We start from the raw sequence: 24,112 nt of genomic DNA on the forward strand, positions 1-24,112 counted from the left end.
ACGGCTCGCGCCTCCCGGAGTGCCTGATGCTCCCCCGGACCGGCGAGGCCCAGCGTATGCCCGAGCGCGATCCGAGGTCTACGCCGGCCTGAGGTTCACGGCCATGATGGACGCGATACCGTTCTGATTCTCGATGATCTTGAATGCCGGCGTCTCGGCGAGAGTCTGGATGCAACTGTGATGCACGCTCAGCACGCAGTCCTGAAGCTCCGGATCGCCTTCCAGCTCCTCCACGTTCAGCCCCAGCCGCTGGGCATTGGCGAGGGATATGTGACGGTCGTGGGACAGGGTGAGGGCATGGCTAGCAAGCTCACTGATCACGCGGTCCGCAGCCTGTCCGGGATCGTCTTCACCTGAGAACATCCCCTCCATCAGCCACCTCTTGACCATTTCGTTCGCCCAGCTGATTGCCTTCTCGCATTCGCCGATCAGGGTGGGGCTGTACTTGGCGATGATCGGTTGCCAGATCGGAATGGTCCCAGGGTCTTCTCGGACCTCCCGATGAGCCCTCTGGAACTCCTCGACGATTCCGTGAGCAGCGACTCCACCGATCTGCGGGTCGATCGGGCCGAGGCTGGAATGTTTGCCCATGACAATCGACGACGCCGAGAGTGCGATCATGGTGCCCGCCGACATTGCGAGCTGCGGCACGATCACTCGCACGTTCTGGAACATCGCCTTGAGGTAGTCCACAAGGGATTCTGTCGCCGCGACGTTGCCACCTGGAGTGTGCAAGAGGAGGTCAAGGCCCTTGTCCCGGTCCATCTCGTGGATGGTCGCCATGAACCCGTTCTTGTCGCTGTCGTTAACCTCGAACCCCTGCAGACCCTGAGCTTGCAGCGTGGCCTTCTCAAGCCACCCCGAGTAGTAGACGATGACATTCCGGCCCGTGTAGTCGGCCAGCCGCTTGATGTACTGGCGACGAATGACGTCATGCGTGCTCCCCGCAGCCGAAGTCTCGGTGCGGATGCTGGTCCAGCTAGGCATTACTCAGCGAATGGATTCGACGTCGTCGAGATGACGACCTCAAAGACCTGCTTCGGCTCCGGCTGGGCCCACTGGAACATCGCACGGTCCGCGTGCGCCGTTAGCTGAAGCCTGTCGAACAACTCCTGGATGGACTCCTGCGTATCCTGCTGCATCCCTGCCCCCTGATTTCTGCTTCCGTCGTCGCGTCATGCTAGCAGCCAGATCCCCTCATTGGAGATGCTGGCCGGGAAAGCCACGCCGATCTCCAGCGGTCCGAATCACTTCCACTGCCTGCTCCTGCCGTCGTTCGTCTCGATGATCCAGGCAACGGGACTCGTGCCAGCCTAGAGCAACCCAACTCGGCCGACCTCGCGCATGAAGGCCCGTCGCTGCTCCGCCCACGCCGCCGGGGAATCGCGATGCAGCGCCGACCCGGTACCGAGCTGCGCCGGGATGCTGGACGGGTCCTCGGGCGGCCGGCAACCAGTGGCGGAACGTGCGCGAGGCGGCGGGGCTCGAGGAGTTCACGCTGCACGACCTCAGGCACTTCTACGCCTCGGCCTCATCGCAGCCGGCTGCGACGTTGTCACGGTCCAGCGCTCCCTGGGGCATTCCACTCCGAGCATCACCCTCAACGTCTACTCGCACCCGTGGCCGTCCGCCGAAGACAAGACGAGGACCGCAGCATCCGGGTTGATGGCTGCGGTCCTCGGCGATCCTGCGGACTCTGCGCGGACTGCGGGGGAGTGACCCCAGCAATCACGCGGCAGAATCGGTCATGTCAGCGGAAGTTGACGAACTGCAGGTCCACGTCCTCGTAGCCCTTGAGCAGGGCGATCGTGGACTGGAGGTCGTCGCGGGACTTCGAGGAGACGCGCAGCTCGTCGCCCTGGATCTGGGCCTTGACGCTCTTGGGCGCCTCGTCCCGGATGAGCTTGGAGATCTTCTTGGCGTGCTCCTGCGAGATGCCCTCCTGGATGGAGGCCTCGATGCGGTACTCCTTGCCCGAGGCGAACGGCTCCCCGGCGTTGAGGGACTTGAGCGAGATGCCGCGCTTGATGAGCTTGGACTCGAAGACGTCCAGGACGGCCTTGACCCGCTCCTCCGAGTTGGCCTTCATGAGGACCTTCTCGCCGCTGAAGTCGATCTCGGCGCCGACGCCCTTGAAGTCGTAGCGCTGCGCGATCTCCTTCTGCGCCTGGTTGAGGGCGTTCGCGACCTCCTGCTTGTCCACCTTGCTGACAACGTCGAACGTCGAATCTGCCATGCGTGCCTCCGGGTCAGTGTTCTTGGAAGTTCTTGCCAATGCTGCCCACCAGACTAGCCGCTGGCACGCGCCGGGGACCGGCGCGCCGGGGCCCGGAGGGCACAGTTCACTCTCAGCCGAAGCCCAGCGGGAGCCCATCGCGCTGCGAGACCGTTGAACCAGTGGGTTTGGCTGGGCCGGAACCGGGGGATCATCTCTGCCGGGCCGGTCCGAGGGACGGGCCCGCAATGGGCGGCACAGGCAATGTCGGTGCGGCCGGATCACGAGACCAGGAACGGAACGGGAGGGCGACGTGGCTCAGGGGCAGATCGGCAGAGCGGTGGCGGCTGCAGGCGGCAAGGTCGGCGGGATGGTCGCGGCCGCGACCCTCGCGACCGGAGTCGCCATGTCGCCGACGCCGGCGCCGACCGTCCGCCTTGGGGGCGTGCAGGCCGACCTCCAGCGGGCGGTCGCCCTGAACCAGATCACGGACGAGCAGGCGGCGTTCCTCGAGGCGCAGATCGCGCGGGCCATCCTCGAGGAGGGCGGCTCCGAGGCCTGAACCGCCCCGTCATCTCGCGGGTTGGAGCGGCCGGGCAGCCGATTCGACTGGTGCGCGAATGTTCTGTAAGGTTGTCTCTGCTCGCACCGCAGGACGGGGATCTGAGGATCCGCGCCGGCGGGGCTTCGCTCTGGCAGATTACCCGAGCGGCCAAAGGGGGCTGACTGTAAATCAGCTGGCATTGCCTACGGGGGTTCGAATCCCTCATCTGCCACAAAACGAGAGAACACCCTCGGTCTGAGACCGGGGGTGTTCTTGTCTGTCCCGGGGGGTGGGCCGGGCCGCACGGCAGGTCCTGCCCCGCACGGCAGGGCCCTGAGCGGCATGACCGCTGCGCGCGCGGGCCTGTTGTGTGGCTCAGGGCCTGCTGTGCAGCCGCGGGCCTGCCGTGTAGGTCCCGTGACCGCAACCTGGCCGCCGCGGCGCTGCGCGAACGGGCCGCGCTCGCGGGGTGAGGCGGTCCCTGCGGCCGTCTGTGTGGGCCACGGGCCTGTTTGGGTCGGCCCCGCTTGGGAAAGAGAGGGGGGATCGGACCCCGGAATAAAACCCCCATGGGTATCGTTGAGAGGGTTGGACCGCACAGACAGTGAGGAGCGCGGCATGACAACCAAGAACATCACCGGCGCAGATTTCGCCGAGACCATCGAGAACAACGACATCGTCCTCGTCGACTTCTGGGCGTCCTGGTGCGGCCCCTGCCGCCAGTTCGCCCCCACGTACGAGGCCGCCTCCGAGAAGCACCCGGACGTGGTCTTCGCAAAGGTGGACACCGAGGCCGAGCAGCTCCTCGCCGCCCAGGCCAACATCACCTCGATCCCCACGCTCATGGCGTTCCGCGAGAAGGTCCTCGTCTTCTCCCAGCCCGGCGCCCTCCCGCCGGCAGCCCTCGAGCAGGTCATCACCGCGGTGAAGGACCTGGACATGGAGGATGTCCACCAGAAGGTCGCCGAGGCGCAGGCCAAGGGCCCGCAGAACTGAGCCTGCCCGCAGAGGTGAGGCCCGGCCGGGCCTGAGCGTTCCGGACGGCCGTGACGCGTGACGGCGCCGCTCCCCGCAGTGGGGAGCGGCGCCGTCGTGCGTCCGGCCGGCGTGCGTCCGGGCAGCGTGCGCGGGGCAGCGGTGACCCTAGACGCGCTCGACCTTCACCGGCTCGGCGAGCAGGGCGCTGAGGGACTCGTTGAGGTCCTGCACGGCGATGCCCTTCGAGTGCCGGTCCAGATCCTCCTCGGAGGCCCACAGCTCGGACAGCACGATCCGCTCCTCGGACTCCTCGGTGATCTCGTACTGGAGGCAGCCGGGCTCGCGCTGGACCTCCTCGACCGCGATGTCCAGGGCCAGCTTCACGCGGAAGTACTCGCCGTCGTTGGGGATGAAGGTGGCCGTCAGGCGCACGGGTTCGCTCATGGGCATCAGCTTAGCCAGTTGGTAGCGTGCTGCCGTGGCGGCCCGGAGATCCCGGGACCGCAGCGGTCAACGTCGATCGTCAGGAGCGAGCATGCTGTCCAGCACCGCAGGGGAGACGGACCTCCCCCTGCTGAACGAGACCATCGGGGAGAACTTCGCGCGCGCCGCCGCGCGGTTCGCAGAGCGGGACGCGCTCATCGAGGCGGCAGGGTCCGGCGGGGCCGGGGCGGCGCGCCGCTGGACGTACGCCCAGCTCGCGCACGACGTCGACGCCGCCGCCCGTGGGCTCCTCGCCGCGGGAGTCGTCCCCGGCGAGAGGGTGGGCATCTGGAGCCCCAACTGTGCTGAGTGGACGATCCTCCAATACGCGACCGCGGCCATCGGCGCGGTCCTCGTCAACGTCAACCCCGCCTACCGCAGCCACGAGCTGCAGTTCGTCGTGAAGCAGAACGGCATGCGGATGCTCGTCGTGGCGCCCAGCGACCGGACGAGCGACTACGTGGGCATGGCGCGCGCCGCGCTCGCCGAATGCCCCGACCTGCGCGAGCTCGTCTTCCTCCCGGCCCCGCACGCGCCGGCCGAGGGCGCCTCCTTCGAGGCGGGCGCGCCGTCCTCGCCCGAGGAGACCACATGGGACGGCCTCATCGCGCGCGCGGGCGAGGTCCCGGCGTCGGCCGTCGCCGAGCGCGCGGCGACGCTCGCGCCGGACGACCCCGTCAACATCCAGTACACCTCCGGGACCACGGGCTTCCCCAAGGGCGCGACCCTCACGCACCGCAACATCCTCAACAACGGCTTCTCCATCGGGGAGCTGCTCGGCTACACCGAGGAGGACCGCGTGGTGATCCCGGTGCCCTTCTACCACTGCTTCGGCATGGTGATCGGGAACCTGGCCGCGTTCTCGCACGGGTGTGCCACGATCCTGCCGGGGCGCGGGTTCAGCCCGGCCGCCACCCTCCAGGCCGTGGAGGACTTCGGCGGGACGTCCCTCTACGGCGTGCCCACCATGTTCATCGCCGAGCTCGCGCTGCCGGACTTCGCCGACTATCGCCTCTCCACCCTGCGCACGGGCGTCATGGCCGGATCGCTGTGCCCCATAGAGGTGATGCGCCGCGTCATTGCTGACATGCACATGCGGGATGTCGCGATCTGCTACGGCATGACCGAGACCTCGCCCGTGTCCACCATGACCCGCGCCGGCGACTCCCTCGAGCAGCGCACCGGGACCGTGGGGCGCACCATGCCCCACCTCGAGTCCAAGATCGCGGACCCCGCGACCGGGGAGACCGTGGAGCGCGGGCGGATCGGCGAGCTGTGCACGCGCGGCTACGCGGTCATGGCCGGCTACTGGGACCAGCCGGAGAAGACGGCCGAGGCCATCGACGCCGAGGGCTGGATGCACACCGGCGACCTCGCGCGCATGGACGAGGACGGGTACGTGGTGATCGAGGGGCGGATCAAGGACATGGTGATCCGGGGCGGGGAGAACATCTACCCGCGCGAGATCGAGGAGTTCCTGTACCGGCACCCGTCCGTGCAGGACGTCCAGGTGATCGGGGTGCCGGATGCGAAGTACGGCGAGGAGCTCATGGCGTGCATCATCCTCGCCCCCGGCGCCGAGCCGCTGGACGCTGCCGGCGTGGCCGAGTACTGCCGCGGCAGGCTCGCGCACTACAAGGTCCCCAAGTACGTGGACATCCGCGAGTCGTTCCCCATGACGGTCTCCGGCAAGGTCCGCAAGGTCGAGATGCGGCAGGAGGCCGTGGAGCGGCTGGGGCTCTGAGGGCGGACCCGGGGTCGCCGGACTGCCGCGGCTGGCCCCGGGGCAATGTCGGCTTGGCCCAGTGATCCGGCCCAGTGGTCCGGCTCAGTGGCCGCGGTGGTCCTGGACAGTCATCTTCGCGCCGTAGCGCGGAGCCCGCACGCCCGAGAGGCCCAGGAGGCGGACCACGCGCTGCCGGTGCCCGCGCCAGGGTTCGAGCAGCCGCAGCATCCCGGCGTCGTCGGTGCGCTCGCCGGTGAGGGCGTACCCCACGAACTTGGCGAGGTGGTAGTCGCCCACCGAGATCGAGTCCGGGTCCGCGTGGGTGCGCTGCGTGACCTCGGCGGCGGTCCACACCCCGATCCCGGGGATGCACTGGAGCGCGGCAGCGGCCTCGGGGGCGGTGTGGGCGGCGAGGCGCTCGAGGCCCGATGCCGACCGCAGCGCGCGCATGACCGTCGCCGAGCGCTGTGGTCCCACGCCGGCACGGTGCCACTCCCACGAGGGCACGCGCAGCCATGCCGCGGCGTCCGGGGCGACCATGAGACCGGCTGGCGCAACCCGGCCCGCGCCCGGCGCGGGGGTGCCGTGGCGGCGCACGAGGTACCGGTAGGCGCGGCGCGCCTCGAGGACGGTGACCTTCTGCTCGAGGATGGACGGCACGAGCGCCTCGACCACGCGGCCGGTCGCCGGAAGCCGCAGCGCGGGGTTGCGCCGGCGCGTCTCGCGCACGAGGCGGGGGAGGGTTCCGAGGAACGCCTCGTCGTCGAACGCGGACCAGTCGTCGTCGAGGCCCAGCATCGCGGGCGCGGAGGCGACGGCCGACGCAGCGCCCTCGCCCCACGACCGCGCGCGCAGCACCGCGCGGGCCGGCTCGTGGGTGACGAGGAGCGACGCCGCGCCGTCGGGCGTGCCGAACGCGGCCCACATCCCGCCGGGGTGCTGGGCGAAGCAGGGGTCCCCGTCGCCGCGCTGGAGCGGGAACCACGTGCGGGCCAGGGAGTAGTGCGCAGGGGCCGGCCACTCGCCCTCGGCGTCGGGCACTGTCCGTCCTGCCGCAGCCGGTGCCATCGCAGCCTGCGCCGCCGCGGCCTGTGTGCCCGCGATCCCGGCGGCGGGTGCCGTGGGGGAGGGCGAGGGGGCGGCGAGTGTCACCGGTCCATGGTGCCACGGTCCGCCGACACTCCTGTGAGCGGCCCTGGCAGATGGAGGCCGGCCGCTGGCATCTGGCCCCTCCTCACCGGAAGTCCCGGCTCGCGGTCTTCGCCCTGAGGGGAAGGACCTCGAGCCGGTCCGCGACCAGGTTCACCACCCCCTCCTTGGTGCGCTCGAGGATGCCCCGCACCACCATGGCGTTCGCGGACTGGGCCACCCGCCGGTACCGCGCCCACACTCCCACGCTGCACACCACGTTGAGCAGGCCGGTCTCATCCTCGAGGCTCAGGAACGTGACGCCCTGGGCGGTCGAGGGCCGCTGCCGGTGGGTCACGAGCCCGGCCGCCTCCACCCGGGTCCCGGACTCGGGAGCCCCGAGGCAGTCGATCGCGAGCACGCCGCGTGCCTCGAGGACCCTGCGGGCGTGGCGCAGGGGGTGGTCCTCGGTGGCCACGCCGGTGGCCCAGAGTTCCCCGGCGAGCGCCTCCTCGGCCCCGAGCTCGGGCAGTAGCGGAGGCTGCACCCATGGCTGGGTCCCGGGGAGCTGGCCGGGCCGCTCGAGCGCGGCGGCCCCTGCCTGCCACAGCGCCTCGCGCCGGGACAGGCCGAGCGACTCGAACGCGCCGGCCGTGGCGAGGGCCTCGAGCTGGGCTGCTGTGAGCCCGGTGCGCCGGGCCAGCCCGGACAGGGTCGTGTAGGGGCCGTTCGCCTCCCGCTCGGCCACGACCCGCTCGGCCGCTTCAGCACCGATCCCCGCGACGGCAGCGAGTCCGAGCCGCACCGCATGGCCGGCGTCGCGGCGGTGCGCGTCGCTCTCGTCCGGTGCGTCCGGGTCGAACCGCTCGGGCTCCTCTCCCTCGGCCAGGTGCCGGCTCTCGAGGCACGAGTCCATGCCCGTGGCCCGCGGGCCGGATCTCTGCGGATCGGGCCCGTTCCCCGGAGGAACTGGCGTCCCGCCCGGCGACGCCTGCCCGGCGGCGTCCCCGTCCAGCGGCTCGAGGGTCGGCTCGGCCCGCGAGCGCAGGATGCACGGCCGCCGCACCGTGACGCCGTGCCGGCGCGCGTCCGCGACGAGGGACTGGGGCGAGTAGAACCCCATGGGCTGGGCTCTCAGGAGCGCGGCGAGGAACGCCGCCGGGTAGTGGAGCTTGAGCCACGAGCTCGCGTACACGAGCACGGCGAAGCTCAGCGAGTGGGACTCGGCGAACCCGAAGTCCGCGAACGCGGCGATCTGGGCGTAGATGGCCCGGGACTCCTCGGGCGAGAGCCCGTTGGCGGCCATGCCCTCGAAGAGCTTCTCCCTGAGGCTCCCGATCCGCTCGACCCCGCGCTTGGACCCCATGGCCCGCCGCAGGAGGTCCGCGTCCTCTGCCGTGCAGCCGCCCACCGCCATGGCCATCTGCATGAGCTGCTCCTGGAACAGCGGCACGCCCAGGGTGCGCTCGAGGACCGGCTCGAGCAGCGGGTGCGGGTAGGTGACCGGCTCCTCGCCCGCGCGCCGGCGGATGTAGGGGTGCACGGCGCCGCCCTGGATGGGGCCGGGCCGGATGAGGGCGATCTCCACGACGAGGTCGTAGTACCTCCGGGGCTGCAGCCGGGGCAGGGTGCTCATCTGGGCCCGGGACTCCACCTGGAACACGCCCACGGAGTCGGCCCGGCACAGCATGTCGTACACGGCCGGCTCCTCGCGGGGGAGGGTGGCGATCTCCCACTCCTCGCCGAGGTGGTCCCGGATGAGGTCGAAGCAGTACTGGAGGGCGGCGAGCATGCCGAGCCCGAGGAGGTCGAACTTGACCAGTCCCATCCACTCGCAGTCGTCCTTGTCCCACTGCAGCACCGTGCGCCCCTCCATGCGGGCGTGCTCGATCGGCACCACCTCGCCCACGGGGCGCTGGGTGAGGACCATGCCGCCGGAGTGGATGCCGAGGTGCCGCGGGGCGCCGAGCAGCGCCTCGGCGAGCTCGACGACGTGCGCCGGGATCCCGGCGTCGCCCGCCTCCGTGCCCTCCTGGCCGGCCGCCGCGCTCAGCGCGTCCCACCGCTCGATCCGCTTGGACCACGCGTCCTGCTGCCCCTGGCTGTAGCCGAGGGCCTTGGCCGCGTCCCGCACGGCGTTCTTGGGCCGGTAGCTGATGACGTTGGCCACCTGTGCGGCGTTCGCGCGCCCGTACGTGGCGTAGACGTGCTGGATGACCTCCTCGCGCCGGTCGGAGTCGAAGTCCACGTCGATGTCCGGCTCCTCCTCGCGCAGGCTCGAGAGGAACCGCTCGAACGGCAGCCGGTAGTAGATGCTGTCCACGGCGGTGATGCCGAGGAAGTAGCACACGGCGGAGTTCGCCGCCGAGCCCCGGCCCTGGCACAGGATGCCGCGCCCACGGGCGAACTGGACGATCCCGTGGACTATGAGGAAGTAGCCGGGGAAGTCCTTGGCCTCGATCACGGCCAGCTCCTGCTCGATCCTGGCCCGCACCTCCTCGGGCGGGACGGGGCCGTGCCATGCGGGGCCGGGCGTCCCGTACCTCTCCACCAGGCCCTGCTCCACGAGCTCCCGCAGCCACGTCATGGTGGTGTGCCCGGCGGGAACGTCGAGGGTGGGCAGGCGCGGGCGGGCCGAGCGGAGCCGGAACGCGAGGGACTGCGCGATCCGCACCGTGTTCTCGACCGCCCCCGGGTACCGCCCGAACCTCTCCGCCATCTCGGCGCCGCTGCGCAGGTGGGCGCCGTCGCTCGCGGGTAGCCACCCGTCCAGCTCGTCGAGGCTGCGCCGCGCCCGGACGGCGGCCATGGCGGAGGCGAGCCGGTGGCCCTCGGGCTGGGCGTGGTGGACGGCGTTCGTGGCAACGCAGGGCAGGCCGGCGCGCGCGGCGAGGGCCGCGAGCGCGTCGTTGTCCGCGGAGTCGCGGGGGCTGCCGTGGTCGAACAGCTCCACGGCCACGCCGCCCGCGCCGAAGAGGTCCACGAGCCCGGCGATGGCCCGCTCCGCCCCGGCCTCCCCGTGCGCGGCGAGGGCACGCCGCACGGCGCCTTTGCGGCACCCGGTGAGCACCATGCAGTGCCCGCGCAGCCGCTGGGCCAGCTCCTCGAGCCGGTACACGGGCCGCCCCTTCTCTGCGCCCTCGGCGAGCTGGGCTGCCGTGATGGCGCCGGCGAGCCGGTGGTAGCCCTCTTCGCCGCGTGCGAGCACGAGCAGGTGCTCGCCCTCCGGATCCGGCGCCCCGTTCTGCGGCCCGGACAGCCCGAGGGAGAGCTCGGCCCCGAAGACGGTGGCCAGGCCGTACGCCTCGGCGGCCTCCGCGAGCCGCACGGCCCCGTAGAAGCCGTCATGGTCGGTGACCGCGAGGGCGCTCAGGCCCAGCCGCACGGCCTCCTCCACGAGCTCCTCCGGCGAGGAGGCGCCGTCGAGGAAGCTGTAGTGGGAGTGGACGTGCAGCTCGGCATACGGGACCGCCGGGCTTCCCAGGCTCGCCTGGGTGTGTGCGGGGCCTTCGCCGCACGACGCCGGGGACTCGCCTCCCGCTGTTCCCTCGCCGTGTGCAGCGTCCTCGCCCCGTGCTGACGCCGACTGCAGCCCGGGCACCGGGAGGTAGGGCCCGCGCTTGCGGGACCACGCCGGGCTGTCGCCGCCGTCATGCTCGATCGGCGCCCTGCCCGGCACGGGCCCGGCGGGCCGTGGGCCGGGCAGGGCGAGGCCTGCGGGGGGCGCATCGGTCTTGGGTGCGCCGGCGCCACGGGAGCCTTTCGGATTCTGCAGCCTCTCCGCACTCACCCCCTTGCCCTCGAGGAGGTCGTGGAGCTCCTGCCAGGGGATGGCGGGATTGTTCCAGCCCATCAGTCGTCCCAGCCCATCAGCCGTGCCAGTCCATCAGTCGTACCTCGCCTCGGCCCGCCACGAGCCGGATTCGCCGAGCAGGAGCCAGGCCTCGCCCTCGGAGTCGACGATCTGGAGGCGCTCCGCGCGGCGGGCCTTCGCGGCGTCCCACCAGCGTTCGCGCAGCGGCCAGGGGCCCGCCCAGTGGAGCACGCTGCGCCTGGCCGCCGCCGGCGTGGGGCAGAACCAGGCGGGCGCCCCGGCGAGCCGGCCGCGCGCGTCAGCCGTGAGCTCCTGCCCCTCGGCGGTGAGCAGCCGGACGGGGACGGGCTCGGTGAACACGGTGGCCGGGGCCGGCTCGGGCACGCTGCCCGGCCACGGCTGCCCGGCGCGGGCCGCGGTCCCTTCGGGGACGGCCTCGCCCCAGGGGACGAGGAGGTTCCGCTCCGCCAGGAGCCGGCCGCCCCGGGGCCGCGGCTGGACCACGGACCCGTGGCCGAGCATCGTCTGGAGCCGGCGCAGCCCGTGGTCGAGCCTCTCGTCCATCCCGCCGAACAGCGACTGCCCGCGCCGCCCGATCCGGTCGGTGCGCTCCGGCGAGAGCCGCACCCGCACCACCGGAGCCTCGAGCTGGGAGCCCGCCGGCCGCCACGGCGTGCGCTGACTGTCATCCGGGTGTTGGCTGTCATCCGGGCGCTGGGCGTCGTGCGGGGTCTGGTCATCCTGCCGGGTTCGGCCGTCCTGCCTGGCCTGCTCCTTCTGCTGCGCCGAGGGCGCCCCGGCCTGGAGCTGCCAGCGCACCCGGTCCACCACCTCGCCCGCGCCGAAGTGGTGGGGGTGGCCCCAACAGCGCTCGGAGCGCGAGCCCGACTCGTCCGTGATCTGGACCCGCAGCTCGGTGCACGCGAGGCCGTCGCGGCGCAGCGCCTCCACGAAGGCCTCGGCGGTGGGCCGCACCGCGAAGGCGATCTGGTCCACGCGCGCCAGCCCGGGCTCGAACTCCGCGCTCTGCTCGTGGGCCACGGGAGGGACACGGGGCGCGGCGGTACGCGGGTCCTCGCCGCGGGCCCGGGCATGCGCCTCGAGCCCGCCGGCGCCGAATCGCGAGCGCACCTCCGGGGCCGGCAGCGCCGCGAACGCGCCGAGCGTGCCCAGCCCGAGCCGGGACAGGAGGGACGCGAGCTGGGGGTCCCCGAGCACGGCGACGGGCAGCGGCGCGAGGAACGCACGCGCTGTGCCCGAGGCGACGATGCGCACCGGGGCGAGCTCCGTCGTCGTCCGTGCCGCCTGCTCCGCGGCGAAGACCGAGTCCGCGATGCCCGCCCGCACCTCGAGCCCTAGCCGCGAGGCGGCCTCGAGCGCGGCACCGCCGGCCTCCGGCTCGCTCCCGTAGAACCGCACCGCACCGCGGGCGCGGACCGCCACGAGCCCCGGGCGCAGGACGTGCACCCCGGGGAAGGCCTCCTCGAGCGCGGCCACCACGGGCTCGAACTCGCGGGCATCCCGCTCGGGGTCCGCGGGCAGCGCGGCGAGGCCCGGGCAGCGGGCCTGGGCGTCCCGGAGCCTGAGGCCTCGCACCACTCCGGCGGCCCTCGCCTCGGCGGAGCACGCCGTGATCCGGCCCTTCGCCAGGAGCGCCGCCGGGAGGCCCTCGGGCACCTCGCCGGCCAGCTGGGCCGCGAGGAGCGGCCAGTCGGGGATCCAGACGACGAGGGTGCGGGGCGCCGCCGCCGAGGCGCCGTTCACGCTGGCCTCCCGAGCGCTGGAGCCTGCGCGCCGAGTTCGAGTGCGGAAGTGCGGACTCGGCCGTGCTGGAGGAGCTCGAGCTCGATCCTGTGGCGGCGCAGGTGCCCATGGCCCGCGCCGAGCCCGTCCCACCGGGCACCCCGCGCCTGGAGCCTCGCCTCGCACTGCGGCCAGGGGCCGAGGACGAGCAGCGTGGCGCTGCGCTCGCGGAGCCGGGAGCCGAGCCGGGCCGCCTCGCTTGGGGCCAGCCGCGGGGGCGCGGGAGCGAGCACGAGGGGGATGACGTCCACGAGCGCGGCGACGGCCGGGAACCAGTGCTCGCCGAGGTCCGGGACGAGGACGAGCCTCTCGAGCCCCACGCCCAGGGCGGCCGCGGCCTCGGTGCCGAAGGCCGGAAGGCCCGCCACGGCGCACCACTGGCCGTCCGCGGACGGCCCCGCGAGCAGCGCCATCGCCACGGAGAGCGGCGCGTCCAGGGAGTACACGGCCCCTGCCCGCAGCCCGCGGGGGAGGAGCGGCCGCAGCGCGGGCAGCACGGGCCAGGAGGCGCCCTGCCCGCGCGTGCCCTGGAGGGCGTGGATCCTCTCCTGGAGCTCGCCCACCACCCCGAGCGGGGCCCGGTGCGCACGCGCGGCATCCTGCGCCGCTGGGGACGCCGGATGGGCTGCGAGTGCTGGGAGGGACATACCTCCATATTCGAAAGTGTGTTCGATTAAGTCAACCCGGCGGCCGGGCCCCGAGGAGTGTCCGTGCCAGCAGTTAGAGTGGTGCGCGTGAAGTACGCCAATTCCGTCGTCGAGCTCATCGGCCACACGCCCCTCGTCAAGCTGAACAAGGTCACCGAGGGGATCCGTGCCACAGTGCTCGTCAAGCTCGAATACCTCAACCCGGGAGGGTCCATCAAGGACCGGATCGCGCTGAAGATGATCGAGCGGGCGGAAGAGGAGGGGAAGCTCCTCCCGGGCGGGACGATCGTGGAGCCCACGAGCGGGAACACCGGCGTGGGCCTCGCCCTCGTCGGGCAGCAGAAGGGCTACAAGTGCATCTTCGTGGTCCCGGACAAGGTCGGCGAGGAGAAGCGCGCCGTGCTCCAGGCCTACGGTGCGGAGGTCGTCGTGACCCCCACCGCGGTGGCCCCCGACTCGCCGCAGTCCTACTACGGCGTCTCGGACCGTCTCGTTAAGGAGATCCCCGGAGCGTACAAGCCGGACCAGTTCTCCAACCCCGGCGCCCCCGGGAGCCACTACGAGACCACCGGCCCCGAGATCTGGGCGGACACGGACGGGAAGGTCACCCACGTCGTCATCGGCGCCGGCACCGGCGGGACCATCACGGGCACCGGCCGATACCTCAAGGAGGTCTCGGAGGACCGCCCCGAGGCCGAGGGCGGCCGCGTCAAGGTCATCGGCGCGGACCCCGAGGGCTCGGTCTACTCCGGCGGCACGGGCCGGCCGTACTTCGTCGAGGGCGTCGGCGAGGACATGTGGCCGGACAACTACGACAAGGCCGTGCCGGACGAGGTCCTGGCGGTCTCGGACGCCGAGTCGTTCGCGATGACGCGCCGCCTCGCGCGCGAGGAGGGCCTCCTCGTGGGCGGGTCGAGCGGCATGGCCGTCGTCGCGGCCCTGCGCGCGGCGAAGGACCTGCCCGAGGACGCGGTCGTCGTCGTCATGCTCCCCGACTCCGGCCGCGGCTACCTCGCGAAGATCTTCAACGACGAGTGGATGCGCTCCTACGGCTTCCTCCCCGGCGAGGGCGAGAAGACGGTGGGCGAGCTCCTCGAGGGCAAGGAGGGCGGCATTCCCGACCTCGTCCACACGCACCCCACGGAGACGGTGCGCGAGGTCATCGACATCATGAACGAGTACGGCGTGAGCCACCTGCCCGTCCTCTCCGCCGAGCCGCCCGTCGTCATGGGCGAGGTCCTCGGCGCGGTGGACGAGCGCAGCCTGTCCGCCAAGCTCTTCCGCGGCGAGGCGAAGCTCACCGACACGATCGCCGAGCACATGGGGGAGCGCCTCCCCGTCATCGGATCGCTCGAGGGCCAGGGCGCCCTCCAGTCCCTCCTGAGCGAGGAGGACGCCGTCATGGTCACGTTCGTCGGCGCCCCCGTCGGGATCCTAACCCGCCACGACCTCCTCGCCAGCCTCAACAAGTGAAGGACGCAGCCATGACCGAGTCCCAGCGCACCACCGGCTTCAACACGCGCGCCGTCCACGCGGGCCAGGCCTTCGAGCCCCGCACAGGCGCGGTCGTGCCCCCGCTGCACTTCTCCTCGACGTACGCCCAAGACGGGATCGGCGGCCTCCGCGAGGGCTACGAGTACGGCCGCGGCGGCAACCCGACGCGCGATGCGCTCCAGGAGCAGCTCGCCGCGCTCGAGGGCGGCAGCCACGCGTTCTCGTTCGGCTCCGGCCTCGCGGCCGAGGACGGGCTCATCCGCGCCCTGTGCTCGCCCGGGGACCGGATCGTGCTCGGCAACGACGCCTACGGCGGCACCTACCGCCTCATCTCCCGCGTGCTGGGCCCGTGGGGCATCCAGAACGCGCCCGTGGACATGGCGGACCTCGACGGGGTGCGGGCCACGGTCTCCGCCGGTGCCCGCCTCGTGTGGGTCGAGACGCCGTCCAACCCGATGATGAAGGTCACGGACATCGCGGCGCTCGCGGAGATCGCGCACGACGCCGGGGCCCTCCTCGTCGTCGACAACACCTTCGCGTCCCCGTACCTGCAGAACCCGCTCGCCCTGGGCGCGGACGTCGTCGTCCACTCCACCACGAAGTACATCGGCGGGCACTCCGACGTTGTGGGCGGAGCGGTGGTGCTCGACGACGCCGAGCTCGCCGACAAGGTCGGGTTCGTCCAGTTCGCCGTCGGCGCGGTCTCCGGGCCTATGGATGCCTTCCTCACCACGCGCGGCCTCAAGACCCTCGGGGTGCGCATGGAGCGCCACTCGGACAACGCCCAGCGGATCGCGGAGTGGCTCGTGGGCCGCCCGGGCGTGGAGAAGGTCCTCTACCCGGGCCTGCCCGAGCACCCGGGCCACGAGGTCGCGGCGAAGCAGATGCGCCGCTTCGGCGGCATGATCTCGGTCCAGTTCACGGGCGGCGAGGCTGCGGCCCGGAAGGTCGCGGAGTCCACGGAGCTGTTCACGCTCGCGGAGTCCCTCGGCGGGATCGAGTCGCTCATGAACTACCCCTCGGAGATGACCCACGCCTCCGTGAAGGGGACTGAACTGGCGGTGCCGGAGAACCTGGTGCGCCTGTCCGTGGGGATCGAGGACGCGGACGATCTCATCGCGGACCTCGATCAGGCGATCAGCCGGCTCTAGCCCGTCACTCGGTCTAGTTCCACGACTCTGGGAGGACCCTCAGCGATGCCGACCCCCTCATCCGCGCCCGCGTTCACCAAGGCGCCCTGGTTCAAGCCGGTGGCCGTGGCCGCCGGCGCCCTCGTGGCGCTGGCGCTGCTCGTGCTCGTGGCGAAGTGGCTGCGCAGCACGGGCCCGGTCGCGGACTTCATCGCCACGTACCCGGGGCACGCGCCGCTGCCCGAGGGCGCGCCTGTGGGCCTTCCGGCATGGCTGAACTGGCAGCACTTCCTCAACATGCTCTTCCTGGTCCTCATCGTGCGCACGGGCCTGCAGGTGAGGTACGGCACCCGGCCGGAGGGCTTCTGGAAGCGGAACAACAAGGGCCTGGTCAAGACCAAGGGCCAGCCCAAGAAGATCACCCTGAACCTGTGGTTCCACCTGTGCCTTGACGCGCTCTGGGTCCTCAACGGGCTCATCTTCGTGGTGCTGGTCTTCGCCACGGGCCACTGGGTCCGGCTCGTGCCGACCACGTGGGAGGTGTTCCCGCACGCGCTCTCCACGGCCATCCAGTACGCGTCCCTGGACTGGCCGCTCGAGAACGGCTGGGTGAACTACAACGCCCTCCAGCAGCTGACCTACTTCGCGGTCGTCTTCCTCGCCGCACCCCTCGCGATCGTCACGGGCCTGCGCATGTCCAACGCGTGGCCCACCAACGCGAAGGCCCCCAGACTCAACAAGGCCTACCCCATGGAGTGGGCCCGCGCCGTGCACTTCCCGGTCATGGCGTTCTTCGTCGTGTTCGTGATCGTGCACGTCACGCTCGTGCTCACCACGGGCGCGCTGCGGAACCTCAACCACATGTTCGCCGCGCACGACGGCGACGACTGGCTCGGGTTCGGCCTGTTCGCCGCCGCGGTGCTCGTCATCGTGGGCCTGTGGTTCCTCGCCCGCCCGCTGTTCCTCCGCCCGGTCGCCTCGCTCATGGGCACCGTGACCCGGAACTAGGAGATCCAGAGCCGGTTAACCCGCCGGTAGGGTCCAGTTCGCGCGGGGGAAACCCAGGCCCCCTAGCCTGCGGTGCATGGAACTCAAGCGTGTCCTGACCATCGCGGCCATCGCCGCACTGACCCTCGGCGGCGGCACCGCCGCCGTCGCCCAGCAGTCCGGCCCGAACGGCCTCACCGCGGAGGCGCAGGCGTTCGAGCGCGTCACCCGCAGCACCGCCTGGACCGAGGTGCAGAAGCTCAAGCTGGACTTCGAGACGTTCCACCCACAGGGCATGTCGCTCGTGGGGGACAGGATCTTCCTCTCGAGCGTCGAGATCATCGAGCCCACCGTCCGCTACGCACAGCCGGATGAGAACGGCTACGACCGCTCCACCGGCAAGGGCCGCGGGCACGTGTTCGTCCTGACCCGCGAGGGCGAGCTCATCAAGGACATCGTTGTCGGCGAGGGAAGCATCTACCACCCCGGCGGCATCGACTTCGACGGCGAGGACGTCTGGGTCCCGGTCGCCGAGTACCGCCCGAACAGCGCCTCCATCGTCTACACGATCGACCCGGAGACCTTCGAGGTGACCGAGCGCTTCCGCGAGAAGGACCACGTGGGCGGCGTCGTGTTCGACCGCAAGGCCCAGCGCGTGAACGGCGTGAGCTGGGGCTCGCGCAGGCTCTTCACGTGGAACGGCCAGGGCCGCCTGCTCGGCACGGAGCAGAACCCGAGCCACCTCCTGGACTACCAGGACTGCGAGTACGCGGGCGCCGGCCACCAGCTCTGCACGGGCGTGACCGGGCTCAAGACCGCCCAGGGCACGAACTTCGAGCTCGGCGGGATCGCCCTCACGGACCTGTCCACGAACGAGATCGTCCACGAGGTCCCCACGCAGCTGTTCTCCACGGCGGGCCACTCGATCACGCGCAACCCCGTGGCCCTCGAGGCGGACGGAGACGTGCTGCGCATGTTCGCAGCCCCGGACGACGGCGAGGAGCCGGCCGGCACCGAGCTGTACGTCTTCGAAGCCCGCCCGTAGCACCACCCGGCACTCGGCCCGAAGGGCCCGCCGCTCGCACGCGCACGCCCACCCGCCAGCCGCGCCCGTCCCGAACGGGCGCGGCTGGCACAATGGGCCCGTGAGCGAGCGCACGCCCTTCTTCCCGGCGCGGGAGCACCGCCTCCGGCTCGGCGAGCTGGGGGTGCTCGACCGCCGCCGCACGGTCGTGGGCTTCGTCCTCGCCGTCCTGATCCCGGCGGCCATCGAGGTCGTGGCGACCCGCACCGCCCACGCCAACTTCTCGCTCGTCATGCTCGCCCAGCTCGCGGGCGCCGTGGTCGTGGCGCTCGTGGGCGGACTGTGGCCGGCCGTCGCGGCAGCGGTGACGGCCACGCTCGCGCTCAACTGGTTCTCCACCCATCCGGTGGGCAGCTTCTCGATCGCCGACCCGCAGGCGGTCGCCGAACTCGCCGTGTTCCTCGCCATCTCGGTCGCGGTGGGGCTCGCCGTGGGCGCGTCGGTGCGCCGCTACGAGCAGGCGATCCGCGCCGCGGCGGAGGCGGACGCGATGAGCGAGCTCGCCCTCGGCATCCTCGGCTCCACCGCGGACACGGAGGAGTTCCTCGAGCGGGTCCGCACCACCCTCGGCCTGCGCGCCGTCTCGCTCCTGGCGAGGGCGGCGGACGACGCCGGGCACACGCCGTCGTCCGCTGGCCCACCGGCGCGCCGTGGCCGGGAGGCTTCGGGATGGACGGTGCTCGCGACCGCGGGCGATGCCCCGCCGGTGACGCACGCTGCGGCGGACGACGCCGTCGCCCCGGACGGCTGGTACACCCTCCTCGCGGCGGGCCGTCGGCTGGACGCGGGGGAGCGGCGCATGATGCAGGCGTTCGGCGCGTACCTCGTGGCGATGCGCCAGCGCGGCCAGCTCGCCCTCAGCCGCGAGGACAACCGCCGGCTCGAGGAGGGCAACCGTATCCGCACCTCGATCCTGCGCGCCGTATCGCACGACCTGCGGACCCCGCTGGCGGGCATCAAGCTCAGTGTCAGCAGCCTGCGCCAGCCGGGGATCGCGTTCGCGCCGGAGGAGGAGACCGAGCTGCTCGCCACGATCGAGGACTACACGGACCGCCTCGCCCTCCTCGTGGACAACCTCCTGGACATGTCCCGCATCACGGCGGACACGGTGCGCCCCCTCCTGCGGCCGGTGGCGTGGCGGGACGTGATCCCCGCCGCCGTGACCGCGCCGGACCGCCTCGTGGACCTCATCCCGGCCAACGCGCCGCCCGTGCGCGCGGACCCCGTGCTGCTCGAGCGGGTCGTGGCGAACCTCGTCGAGAACGCCCTCCGCTATGCCCCCGGCGAGCTCGTGGAGCTGACCGCCCGCAGCGGGGTGCCCGGCCCGGACGGGACGCCGACGGGGCAGCTGCTCGTCGTGGACCACGGCGCGGGCGTCCCGCCGGAGGACATCCTCGCGATGTTCCGCCCGTTCCAGCGGCTCGACGACGCCCCGGCCCACGGCGGGATCGGCCTCGGCCTTGCGGTGGCCAAGGGTTTCATCGAGGCGATGGGCGGGCGGATCGAGGCGGAGGAGACGCCTGGCGGCGGGCTCACCATGCTCGTCTCGCTGCCGCTCTCGGAAGGGAATCAGGCGTGAGCCGGCCGGGTGAGCGCCCCGCGGCGGCGGCGGTGCTCGTGGTCGAGGACGAGCCGCAGATCGCCCGCGCCCTCCAGATCAACCTGCGCGTGCACGGGTACGAGGCGGTGACCGCGCCGAGCGGGGAGGCTGCGCTCGCGGTCGCGGCGGAGCGGCGCATGGACATCGTTATCCTGGACCTGGGCCTGCCCGGCATGGACGGGGTGGACGTGATCCGGCGCCTGCGCGAGTGGACGGACGTGCCCATCATCGTCCTGTCCGCCCGGCACGGCTCCGAGGACAAGGTCGAGGCCCTGGATGCCGGCGCCGACGACTACGTGACCAAGCCGTTCGGCCTCGAGGAACTCCTCGCCCGGCTGCGCGCGGCGGCGCGCCGCGTGCCGCGCACCGAGGAGGCGCCGCGGGTCGAGACCGGCGAGCTGAGCGTGGACCTCGCCGCGCGGCGGGTGACGCGGAGCGGCCAGGAGGTCCGCCTGACCCCGACCGAGTGGAGCATCCTCGCCCTCCTCGTGCGCCGCCAGGGCGAGCTCGTGACCCAGCGGGAGGTCCTCACGCAGGTGTGGGGGCCCGCCTACGCGAAGGAGACGCAGTACCTGCGCGTGTACCTGGCCCAGCTGCGGCGCAAGCTCGAGGAGGACCCCGCGCATCCGCGCCACCTGCACACCGAGGCGGGCATGGGCTACCGCTTCGACCCGTGACGGCCCGGCCGCAGCGGGCTGCCGGCCGCCCGGGCACCCGGCCGCTCGGCTAGCCTGAGTCCATGAAGCCCGCCGTGATCCAGGCCGTGTGCCGCGTCCACCAGCTCGTCCCCGACGCCGGCACGGTGGGCGTGACGGCGATCGACAAGCGCCCCGTGGAGGGCTCCGTGCGCGTGCGCCGGCTCGGCCTGCACGGGGATGTGCAGGCGGACCGCGCCAACCACGGCGGCGAGGACAAGGCGGTGTACGCGTACTCGGCGTCCGACGCCGAGTGGTGGGCCGAGGAGCTCGGCCGCCCGCTCCCGCCGGGCTGCTTCGGGGAGAACCTGCGGATCGCCGGGCTCGAGACGGGCGAAGCGGTGATCGGCGAGCGCTGGCGCACGAGCGGCGGGGTGGTGCTCGAAGTGACCATGCCCCGCATCCCGTGCGCGACGTTCGGGCGGTGGCTCGGCGAGGAGCGCTGGGCGCGCCGCTTCACGCAGGAGGGCCGTCCGGGCGCGTACCTGCGCGTGGTGGACACCGGCGAGGTCGCCGCGGGGGACGGGATCGCCGTCGTGCACACCCCCGCGCACGGGGTGACCGTGGGGGAGTGGTTCCGCGGGCCGACGCGGGAGCGGGCCGAGGCGCTGCTGGACGCGGACGCGGAGGGCGGGATCCGGATCGCACCGGCGCTGCGCGCCTACGTCGAGGCCGCGGCGAGACGGGCCGACCCGCTCGCCTGAGCCGCCCGGCCGATCCGTCAGATGAGGCCTGTGCGGGATCTCACGGCCCGCGATTCGGGGCCCGTGGGCGTGATGCCGTAGACTGGATGCATCCCCCACTTTCCGGAATTCCCTTTTCCTGCCCAATGATTGAGGCAGGACTGGTGCGTGTTGGGGCCCGCGGAGCGGGCAATTTCATAGGGGAGTCCCGGCTGAAGGAAACGCTGTACGGGTGCATGTGGTGCCGGACGCAGCGAGGAAGCCCTGCCCAGGGATTGAGAGAGCGCTGGGCTTCGTCCCTTACCGCCGAGCCCTGAGGGCTCCCCGATCCGGAGGACACACCCATGTCTGAATCCACCCACCAGCCCGCCGAGTCCACGGACGCCGGCATCACCGAGGCCGAGATCGTCGAGACCGCCGCCCCCGAGGCTGCCGCTGCCGAGACGCCCGCCGTCGAGACCGCCGCCCCCGAGGCTGCCGCTGCCGAGACGCCCGCCGTCGAAGCCGCTGCTGCCCCTGCGGAGCCCGCCGCTGCCGAGCCTGCTGACGCTCCGGCTCCGAAGTCGTCCGACGACGACGGCGAGGAGGGCGTCCGCTTCACCGACCTCGGCATCGACGCCCGCGTGCTCGCGGCCCTCTCCGATGTCGGGTACGAGAAGCCCTCGCCGATCCAGGCGGCGACCATCCCGCTGCTGCTCGAGGGGCGCGACGTCGTCGGCCTCGCCCAGACCGGCACCGGGAAGACGGCGGCGTTCGCCGTCCCCGCGCTCTCCCGCCTGGCCGAACTGCATGACCTGAACGGGCCCTCCCGCGCCACGCAGGCGCTGGTGCTCGCACCGACTCGCGAACTTGCGCTGCAGGTCGCGGAGGCGTTCACGTCCTATGCCAAGCACCTCGAGGACTTCACGGTCCTCCCGGTCTACGGCGGTTCGGCCTACGGTCCCCAGCTGGCCGGCCTGCGCCGCGGCGCCCAGGTGGTCGTCGGCACCCCCGGCCGCGTGATCGACCACATCACGAAGGGCTCGCTCGACCTGTCCGAGCTCCAGTACCTCGTGCTGGACGAGGCGGACGAGATGCTCCGCATGGGCTTCGCCGAGGACGTTGAGCGGATCTTCCAGGAGACCCCGGAGGGCCGCCAGGTGGCCCTCTTCTCCGCGACGATGCCCTCGCAGATCCGCCGCATGTCCAAGCAGTACCTGAACAACCCGGAAGAGGTGACGGTCAAGTCCAAGACCACCACCTCGGCGAACATCCGCCAGCGGTACGTGCAGGTCATGGGCCCGCACAAGCTGGATGCCCTCACCCGCATCCTCGAGGTCGAGGAGTTCGACGGCGTCATCGCCTTCGTGCGCACCAAGATGGCCACCGAGGACCTCGCGGACAAGCTCAAGGCGCGCGGCTTCCAGGCGGCTGCCATCAACGGTGACATCGCCCAGGCCCAGCGCGAGCGCACGGTCGAGGCGCTGCGCGCCGGCAAGATCGACATCCTCGTGGCCACGGACGTCGCGGCCCGCGGCCTCGACGTCGAGCGGATCAGCCACGTGGTCAACTACGACATCCCCACGGACACCGAGAGCTACGTCCACCGGATCGGCCGCACGGGCCGCGCCGGCCGCAGCGGCGACGCGATCCTGTTCATGACCCCGCGCGAGAAGTACCTCCTGCGGGCCATCGAGAAGGCGACCCGCCAGTCGGTGGAGCAGATGCACCTGCCCACCGCGGAGACCGTCAACACGCTGCGCATGAGCAAGTTCGCTGAGCAGATCACCGAGACCCTCGAGTCCGAGGACGTCTCGATGTTCCGCGACCTCATTGCCTCCTACGAGGAGGAGCACAAGGTGCCGGCCGCGGAGATCGCCGCCGCCCTCGCGCTCATGGTCCAGGGCGAGCAGCCGTTCTTCGTCAAGGACCTCCCGGCCACGCCGGAGTTCCAGAAGCGGGACCGGAACAAGGACGGCTTCGGCTCGCGCGGCCCGTCCCGCTCCGTGACCGAGGGCAACGCGACCTACCGCATCGCGGTGGGACGCCGCCAGCGGGTCATGCCGGGGTCGATCGTGGGCGCTCTCGCGAACGAGGGCGGCTTCTCCTCGGGCCAGATCGGCGGGATCGACATCCGCGCCGACCACTCCCTCGTGGAGCTGCCCGCGGACCTCTCGCCCGAGCAGTGGCAGGCGCTGTCCAAGACCCGGATCGGCGGCGAGCTCATCAAGCTCGAGCTCGACTCGGGCCGCCGCCCCAGCCGCGACCGTGACGGCGGCGACCGCGGCGGCTACGCCGACCGTGGGGACCGCGGTGGCTACAGCCGCGGCGGCGACCGCGGGGACCGCGGTGGCTACGGCCGTGGCGGCGACCGTGGCGGGCGCGGTGGCTACGGCGATCGTGACCGTGGTGGCTTCGGCGGGGACCGTGGCGACCGTGGCGGGTATGGCGATCGTGACCGTGGTGGCTTCGGCGGGGACCGTGGCGACCGTGGCGGGTATGGCGATCGTGACCGTGGTGGCTTCGGCGGGGACCGTGGCGACCGTGGCGGGTATGGCGACCGCGACCGTGGCGGATTCGGCGGCGACCGCGGTGGCCGCGGCGGGTTCGGCGGCGGCGACCGCAAGCCGCGCCACGGCAAGGACGGCGGCCGCGGCCGCAAGTGGTAGAACGCGAGCAGCGCACGACGCCGTGCCGCACCTGGCGCCTCTGACGGGCGCCCGGGCGCGGTGAGGCACGCGTGACAGAGGGCCCGGACCGGCAGCGGTCCGGGCCCTCTGCGCACCCGGCCGCCCGGCGCGCTCCGGGGCGGGGAAGGGCCCGTGCCCGATTTGTCCCCGCGGCCCACCGTCCGGTAGAGTATCTGTCTGTTGCCCCCCTAGCTCAGTGGTAGAGCGCCATCTTGGTAAGATGGAGGTCACGGGATCGATTCCCGTGGGGGGCTCTCGCAAGGAGGGTCCGTGTCAACCGGTCGTTGGCCGGATGGCACGGCCTTTTTCCTTGTGTGTGGCGGTGTAGCTCAGCTGGTTAGAGCGCACGACTCATAATCGTGAGGTCCCGGGATCGAGTCCCGGCACCGCTACGATCAAGGGACCTGCCGGAGGCGGGTCCCTTCGTCGTTT

The 24,112-nt window shown here is 72.1% G+C and carries 18 protein-coding genes and 3 tRNA genes; 14 read left to right on the top strand and 7 right to left on the bottom strand.

Translation table 11 applies throughout. From position 1 onward, the window contains the following. Positions 1–78: 78 nt before the first annotated feature. Positions 79–987 carry an SDH family Clp fold serine proteinase gene (locus ABCQ75_RS06090; protein WP_345883923.1) on the bottom strand — a complete coding sequence of 303 codons (909 nt, stop codon included), beginning with the start codon at positions 985–987 and terminating at the stop codon, positions 79–81. Between the two features lie 763 nt (positions 988–1,750). Next, positions 1,751–2,236, bottom strand: coding sequence for a YajQ family cyclic di-GMP-binding protein (locus ABCQ75_RS06095; RefSeq protein WP_345883925.1), 486 nt, complete (start codon positions 2,234–2,236; stop codon positions 1,751–1,753). A 292-nt stretch (positions 2,237–2,528) separates the two neighbouring features. Between ABCQ75_RS06095 and ABCQ75_RS06100 the strand changes: the two genes are divergently transcribed. The 3 genes from ABCQ75_RS06100 to trxA all read left to right on the top strand — a co-directional run bounded on the left by ABCQ75_RS06100 (position 2,529) and on the right by trxA (position 3,755). After that, complete coding sequence (locus tag ABCQ75_RS06100; RefSeq protein WP_345883927.1) at positions 2,529–2,777, top strand: hypothetical protein; 249 nt, start codon at positions 2,529–2,531, stop codon at positions 2,775–2,777. Between the two features lie 132 nt (positions 2,778–2,909). Then, positions 2,910–2,991, top strand: a tRNA-Tyr gene (locus tag ABCQ75_RS06105). 386 nt (positions 2,992–3,377) lie between these two features. Next, positions 3,378–3,755 carry a thioredoxin gene (gene trxA, locus ABCQ75_RS06110; protein WP_345883928.1) on the top strand — a complete coding sequence of 126 codons (378 nt, stop codon included), beginning with the start codon at positions 3,378–3,380 and terminating at the stop codon, positions 3,753–3,755. Between the two features lie 147 nt (positions 3,756–3,902). Here the strand turns inward: trxA and ABCQ75_RS06115 are convergent, their stop codons facing one another. Then, positions 3,903–4,181 (bottom strand): putative quinol monooxygenase, encoded by a 279-nt coding sequence (locus tag ABCQ75_RS06115; RefSeq protein ID WP_345883930.1) that lies wholly within the window; start codon positions 4,179–4,181, stop codon positions 3,903–3,905. Between the two features lie 91 nt (positions 4,182–4,272). Between ABCQ75_RS06115 and ABCQ75_RS06120 the strand changes: the two genes are divergently transcribed. Further along, positions 4,273–5,964 (top strand): AMP-binding protein, encoded by a 1,692-nt coding sequence (locus ABCQ75_RS06120; protein ID WP_345883931.1) that lies wholly within the window; start codon positions 4,273–4,275, stop codon positions 5,962–5,964. 84 nt (positions 5,965–6,048) lie between these two features. Here the strand turns inward: ABCQ75_RS06120 and ABCQ75_RS06125 are convergent, their stop codons facing one another. The 4 genes from ABCQ75_RS06125 to ABCQ75_RS06140 all read right to left on the bottom strand — a co-directional run bounded on the left by ABCQ75_RS06125 (position 6,049) and on the right by ABCQ75_RS06140 (position 13,338). Next, complete coding sequence (locus tag ABCQ75_RS06125; protein WP_427916062.1) at positions 6,049–7,014, bottom strand: DNA-3-methyladenine glycosylase family protein; 966 nt, start codon at positions 7,012–7,014, stop codon at positions 6,049–6,051. Positions 7,015–7,180: 166 nt separating this feature from the next. Next, complete coding sequence (locus ABCQ75_RS06130) at positions 7,181–10,927, bottom strand: error-prone DNA polymerase (protein WP_345883934.1); 3,747 nt, start codon at positions 10,925–10,927, stop codon at positions 7,181–7,183. Positions 10,928–10,960: 33 nt separating this feature from the next. Beyond that, positions 10,961–12,652, bottom strand: a complete 1,692-nt coding sequence (locus ABCQ75_RS06135; protein ID WP_345883936.1) for a DNA polymerase Y family protein — start codon at positions 12,650–12,652, stop codon at positions 10,961–10,963. Beyond that, entirely contained in the window at positions 12,649–13,338 is a 690-nt protein-coding gene (locus ABCQ75_RS06140) for a hypothetical protein (protein ID WP_345883938.1), read from the bottom strand. The genes ABCQ75_RS06135 and ABCQ75_RS06140 overlap by 4 nt, the downstream gene beginning before the upstream one ends. Positions 13,339–13,425: 87 nt before the next feature. Here ABCQ75_RS06140 and ABCQ75_RS06145 point away from each other — a divergent pair, with 87 nt between their 5' ends. The 10 genes from ABCQ75_RS06145 (at position 13,426) to ABCQ75_RS06190 (ending at position 24,072) form a co-directional block, all read left to right on the top strand. Continuing rightward, entirely contained in the window at positions 13,426–14,811 is a 1,386-nt protein-coding gene (locus ABCQ75_RS06145; protein WP_345883940.1) for a cystathionine beta-synthase, read from the top strand. Between the two features lie 11 nt (positions 14,812–14,822). Next, a complete protein-coding gene (locus ABCQ75_RS06150; protein ID WP_345883941.1) occupies positions 14,823–15,983 on the top strand; it encodes a cystathionine gamma-synthase in 1,161 nt (386 codons plus the stop codon). A gap of 45 nt (positions 15,984–16,028) precedes the next feature. Then, complete coding sequence (locus tag ABCQ75_RS06155) at positions 16,029–16,970, top strand: cytochrome b/b6 domain-containing protein (RefSeq protein WP_345883943.1); 942 nt, start codon at positions 16,029–16,031, stop codon at positions 16,968–16,970. Between the two features lie 76 nt (positions 16,971–17,046). Next, positions 17,047–17,994, top strand: coding sequence for a DUF6454 family protein (locus ABCQ75_RS06160; protein WP_345883945.1), 948 nt, complete (start codon positions 17,047–17,049; stop codon positions 17,992–17,994). A gap of 100 nt (positions 17,995–18,094) precedes the next feature. Next, positions 18,095–19,612: a sensor histidine kinase gene (locus ABCQ75_RS06165; RefSeq protein WP_345883947.1), complete on the top strand. Its 1,518-nt coding sequence runs from the start codon at positions 18,095–18,097 to the stop codon at positions 19,610–19,612. Then, positions 19,609–20,310, top strand: a complete 702-nt coding sequence (locus tag ABCQ75_RS06170) for a response regulator (RefSeq protein WP_345883949.1) — start codon at positions 19,609–19,611, stop codon at positions 20,308–20,310. Before ABCQ75_RS06165 ends, ABCQ75_RS06170 begins: the two co-directional genes overlap by 4 nt. Positions 20,311–20,372: 62 nt before the next feature. Further along, positions 20,373–21,032: an MOSC domain-containing protein gene (locus ABCQ75_RS06175; RefSeq protein WP_345883951.1), complete on the top strand. Its 660-nt coding sequence runs from the start codon at positions 20,373–20,375 to the stop codon at positions 21,030–21,032. Positions 21,033–21,355: 323 nt separating this feature from the next. Further along, positions 21,356–23,659 (top strand): DEAD/DEAH box helicase, encoded by a 2,304-nt coding sequence (locus tag ABCQ75_RS06180; protein WP_345883953.1) that lies wholly within the window; start codon positions 21,356–21,358, stop codon positions 23,657–23,659. 203 nt (positions 23,660–23,862) lie between these two features. Continuing rightward, positions 23,863–23,934, top strand: a tRNA-Thr gene (locus ABCQ75_RS06185). A gap of 64 nt (positions 23,935–23,998) precedes the next feature. Beyond that, positions 23,999–24,072 (top strand) — tRNA-Met (locus ABCQ75_RS06190). Positions 24,073–24,112: the final 40 nt, after the last annotated feature.

This window comes from Sinomonas halotolerans, assembly GCF_039615075.1.
Classification (GTDB): domain Bacteria; phylum Actinomycetota; class Actinomycetes; order Actinomycetales; family Micrococcaceae; genus Sinomonas; species Sinomonas halotolerans.

What these genes read in the sequence shown, in the direction of transcription:
- ABCQ75_RS06090 (WP_345883923.1), bottom strand. Translation starts at nt 987, where the DNA reads ATGCCTAGCTGGACCAGCATCCGCACCGAGACTTCGGCTGCGGGGAGC.
- ABCQ75_RS06095 (WP_345883925.1), bottom strand. Translation starts at nt 2,236, where the DNA reads ATGGCAGATTCGACGTTCGACGTTGTCAGCAAGGTGGACAAGCAGGAG.
- trxA (WP_345883928.1), top strand. Translation starts at nt 3,378, where the DNA reads ATGACAACCAAGAACATCACCGGCGCAGATTTCGCCGAGACCATCGAG.
- ABCQ75_RS06115 (WP_345883930.1), bottom strand. Translation starts at nt 4,181, where the DNA reads ATGAGCGAACCCGTGCGCCTGACGGCCACCTTCATCCCCAACGACGGC.
- ABCQ75_RS06120 (WP_345883931.1), top strand. Translation starts at nt 4,273, where the DNA reads ATGCTGTCCAGCACCGCAGGGGAGACGGACCTCCCCCTGCTGAACGAG.
- ABCQ75_RS06125 (WP_427916062.1), bottom strand. Translation starts at nt 7,014, where the DNA reads ATGGCACCGGCTGCGGCAGGACGGACAGTGCCCGACGCCGAGGGCGAG.
- ABCQ75_RS06130 (WP_345883934.1), bottom strand. Translation starts at nt 10,927, where the DNA reads ATGGGCTGGAACAATCCCGCCATCCCCTGGCAGGAGCTCCACGACCTC.
- ABCQ75_RS06140 (WP_345883938.1), bottom strand. Translation starts at nt 13,338, where the DNA reads ATGTCCCTCCCAGCACTCGCAGCCCATCCGGCGTCCCCAGCGGCGCAG.
- ABCQ75_RS06150 (WP_345883941.1), top strand. Translation starts at nt 14,823, where the DNA reads ATGACCGAGTCCCAGCGCACCACCGGCTTCAACACGCGCGCCGTCCAC.
- ABCQ75_RS06155 (WP_345883943.1), top strand. Translation starts at nt 16,029, where the DNA reads ATGCCGACCCCCTCATCCGCGCCCGCGTTCACCAAGGCGCCCTGGTTC.
- ABCQ75_RS06160 (WP_345883945.1), top strand. Translation starts at nt 17,047, where the DNA reads ATGGAACTCAAGCGTGTCCTGACCATCGCGGCCATCGCCGCACTGACC.
- ABCQ75_RS06175 (WP_345883951.1), top strand. Translation starts at nt 20,373, where the DNA reads ATGAAGCCCGCCGTGATCCAGGCCGTGTGCCGCGTCCACCAGCTCGTC.
- ABCQ75_RS06180 (WP_345883953.1), top strand. Translation starts at nt 21,356, where the DNA reads ATGTCTGAATCCACCCACCAGCCCGCCGAGTCCACGGACGCCGGCATC.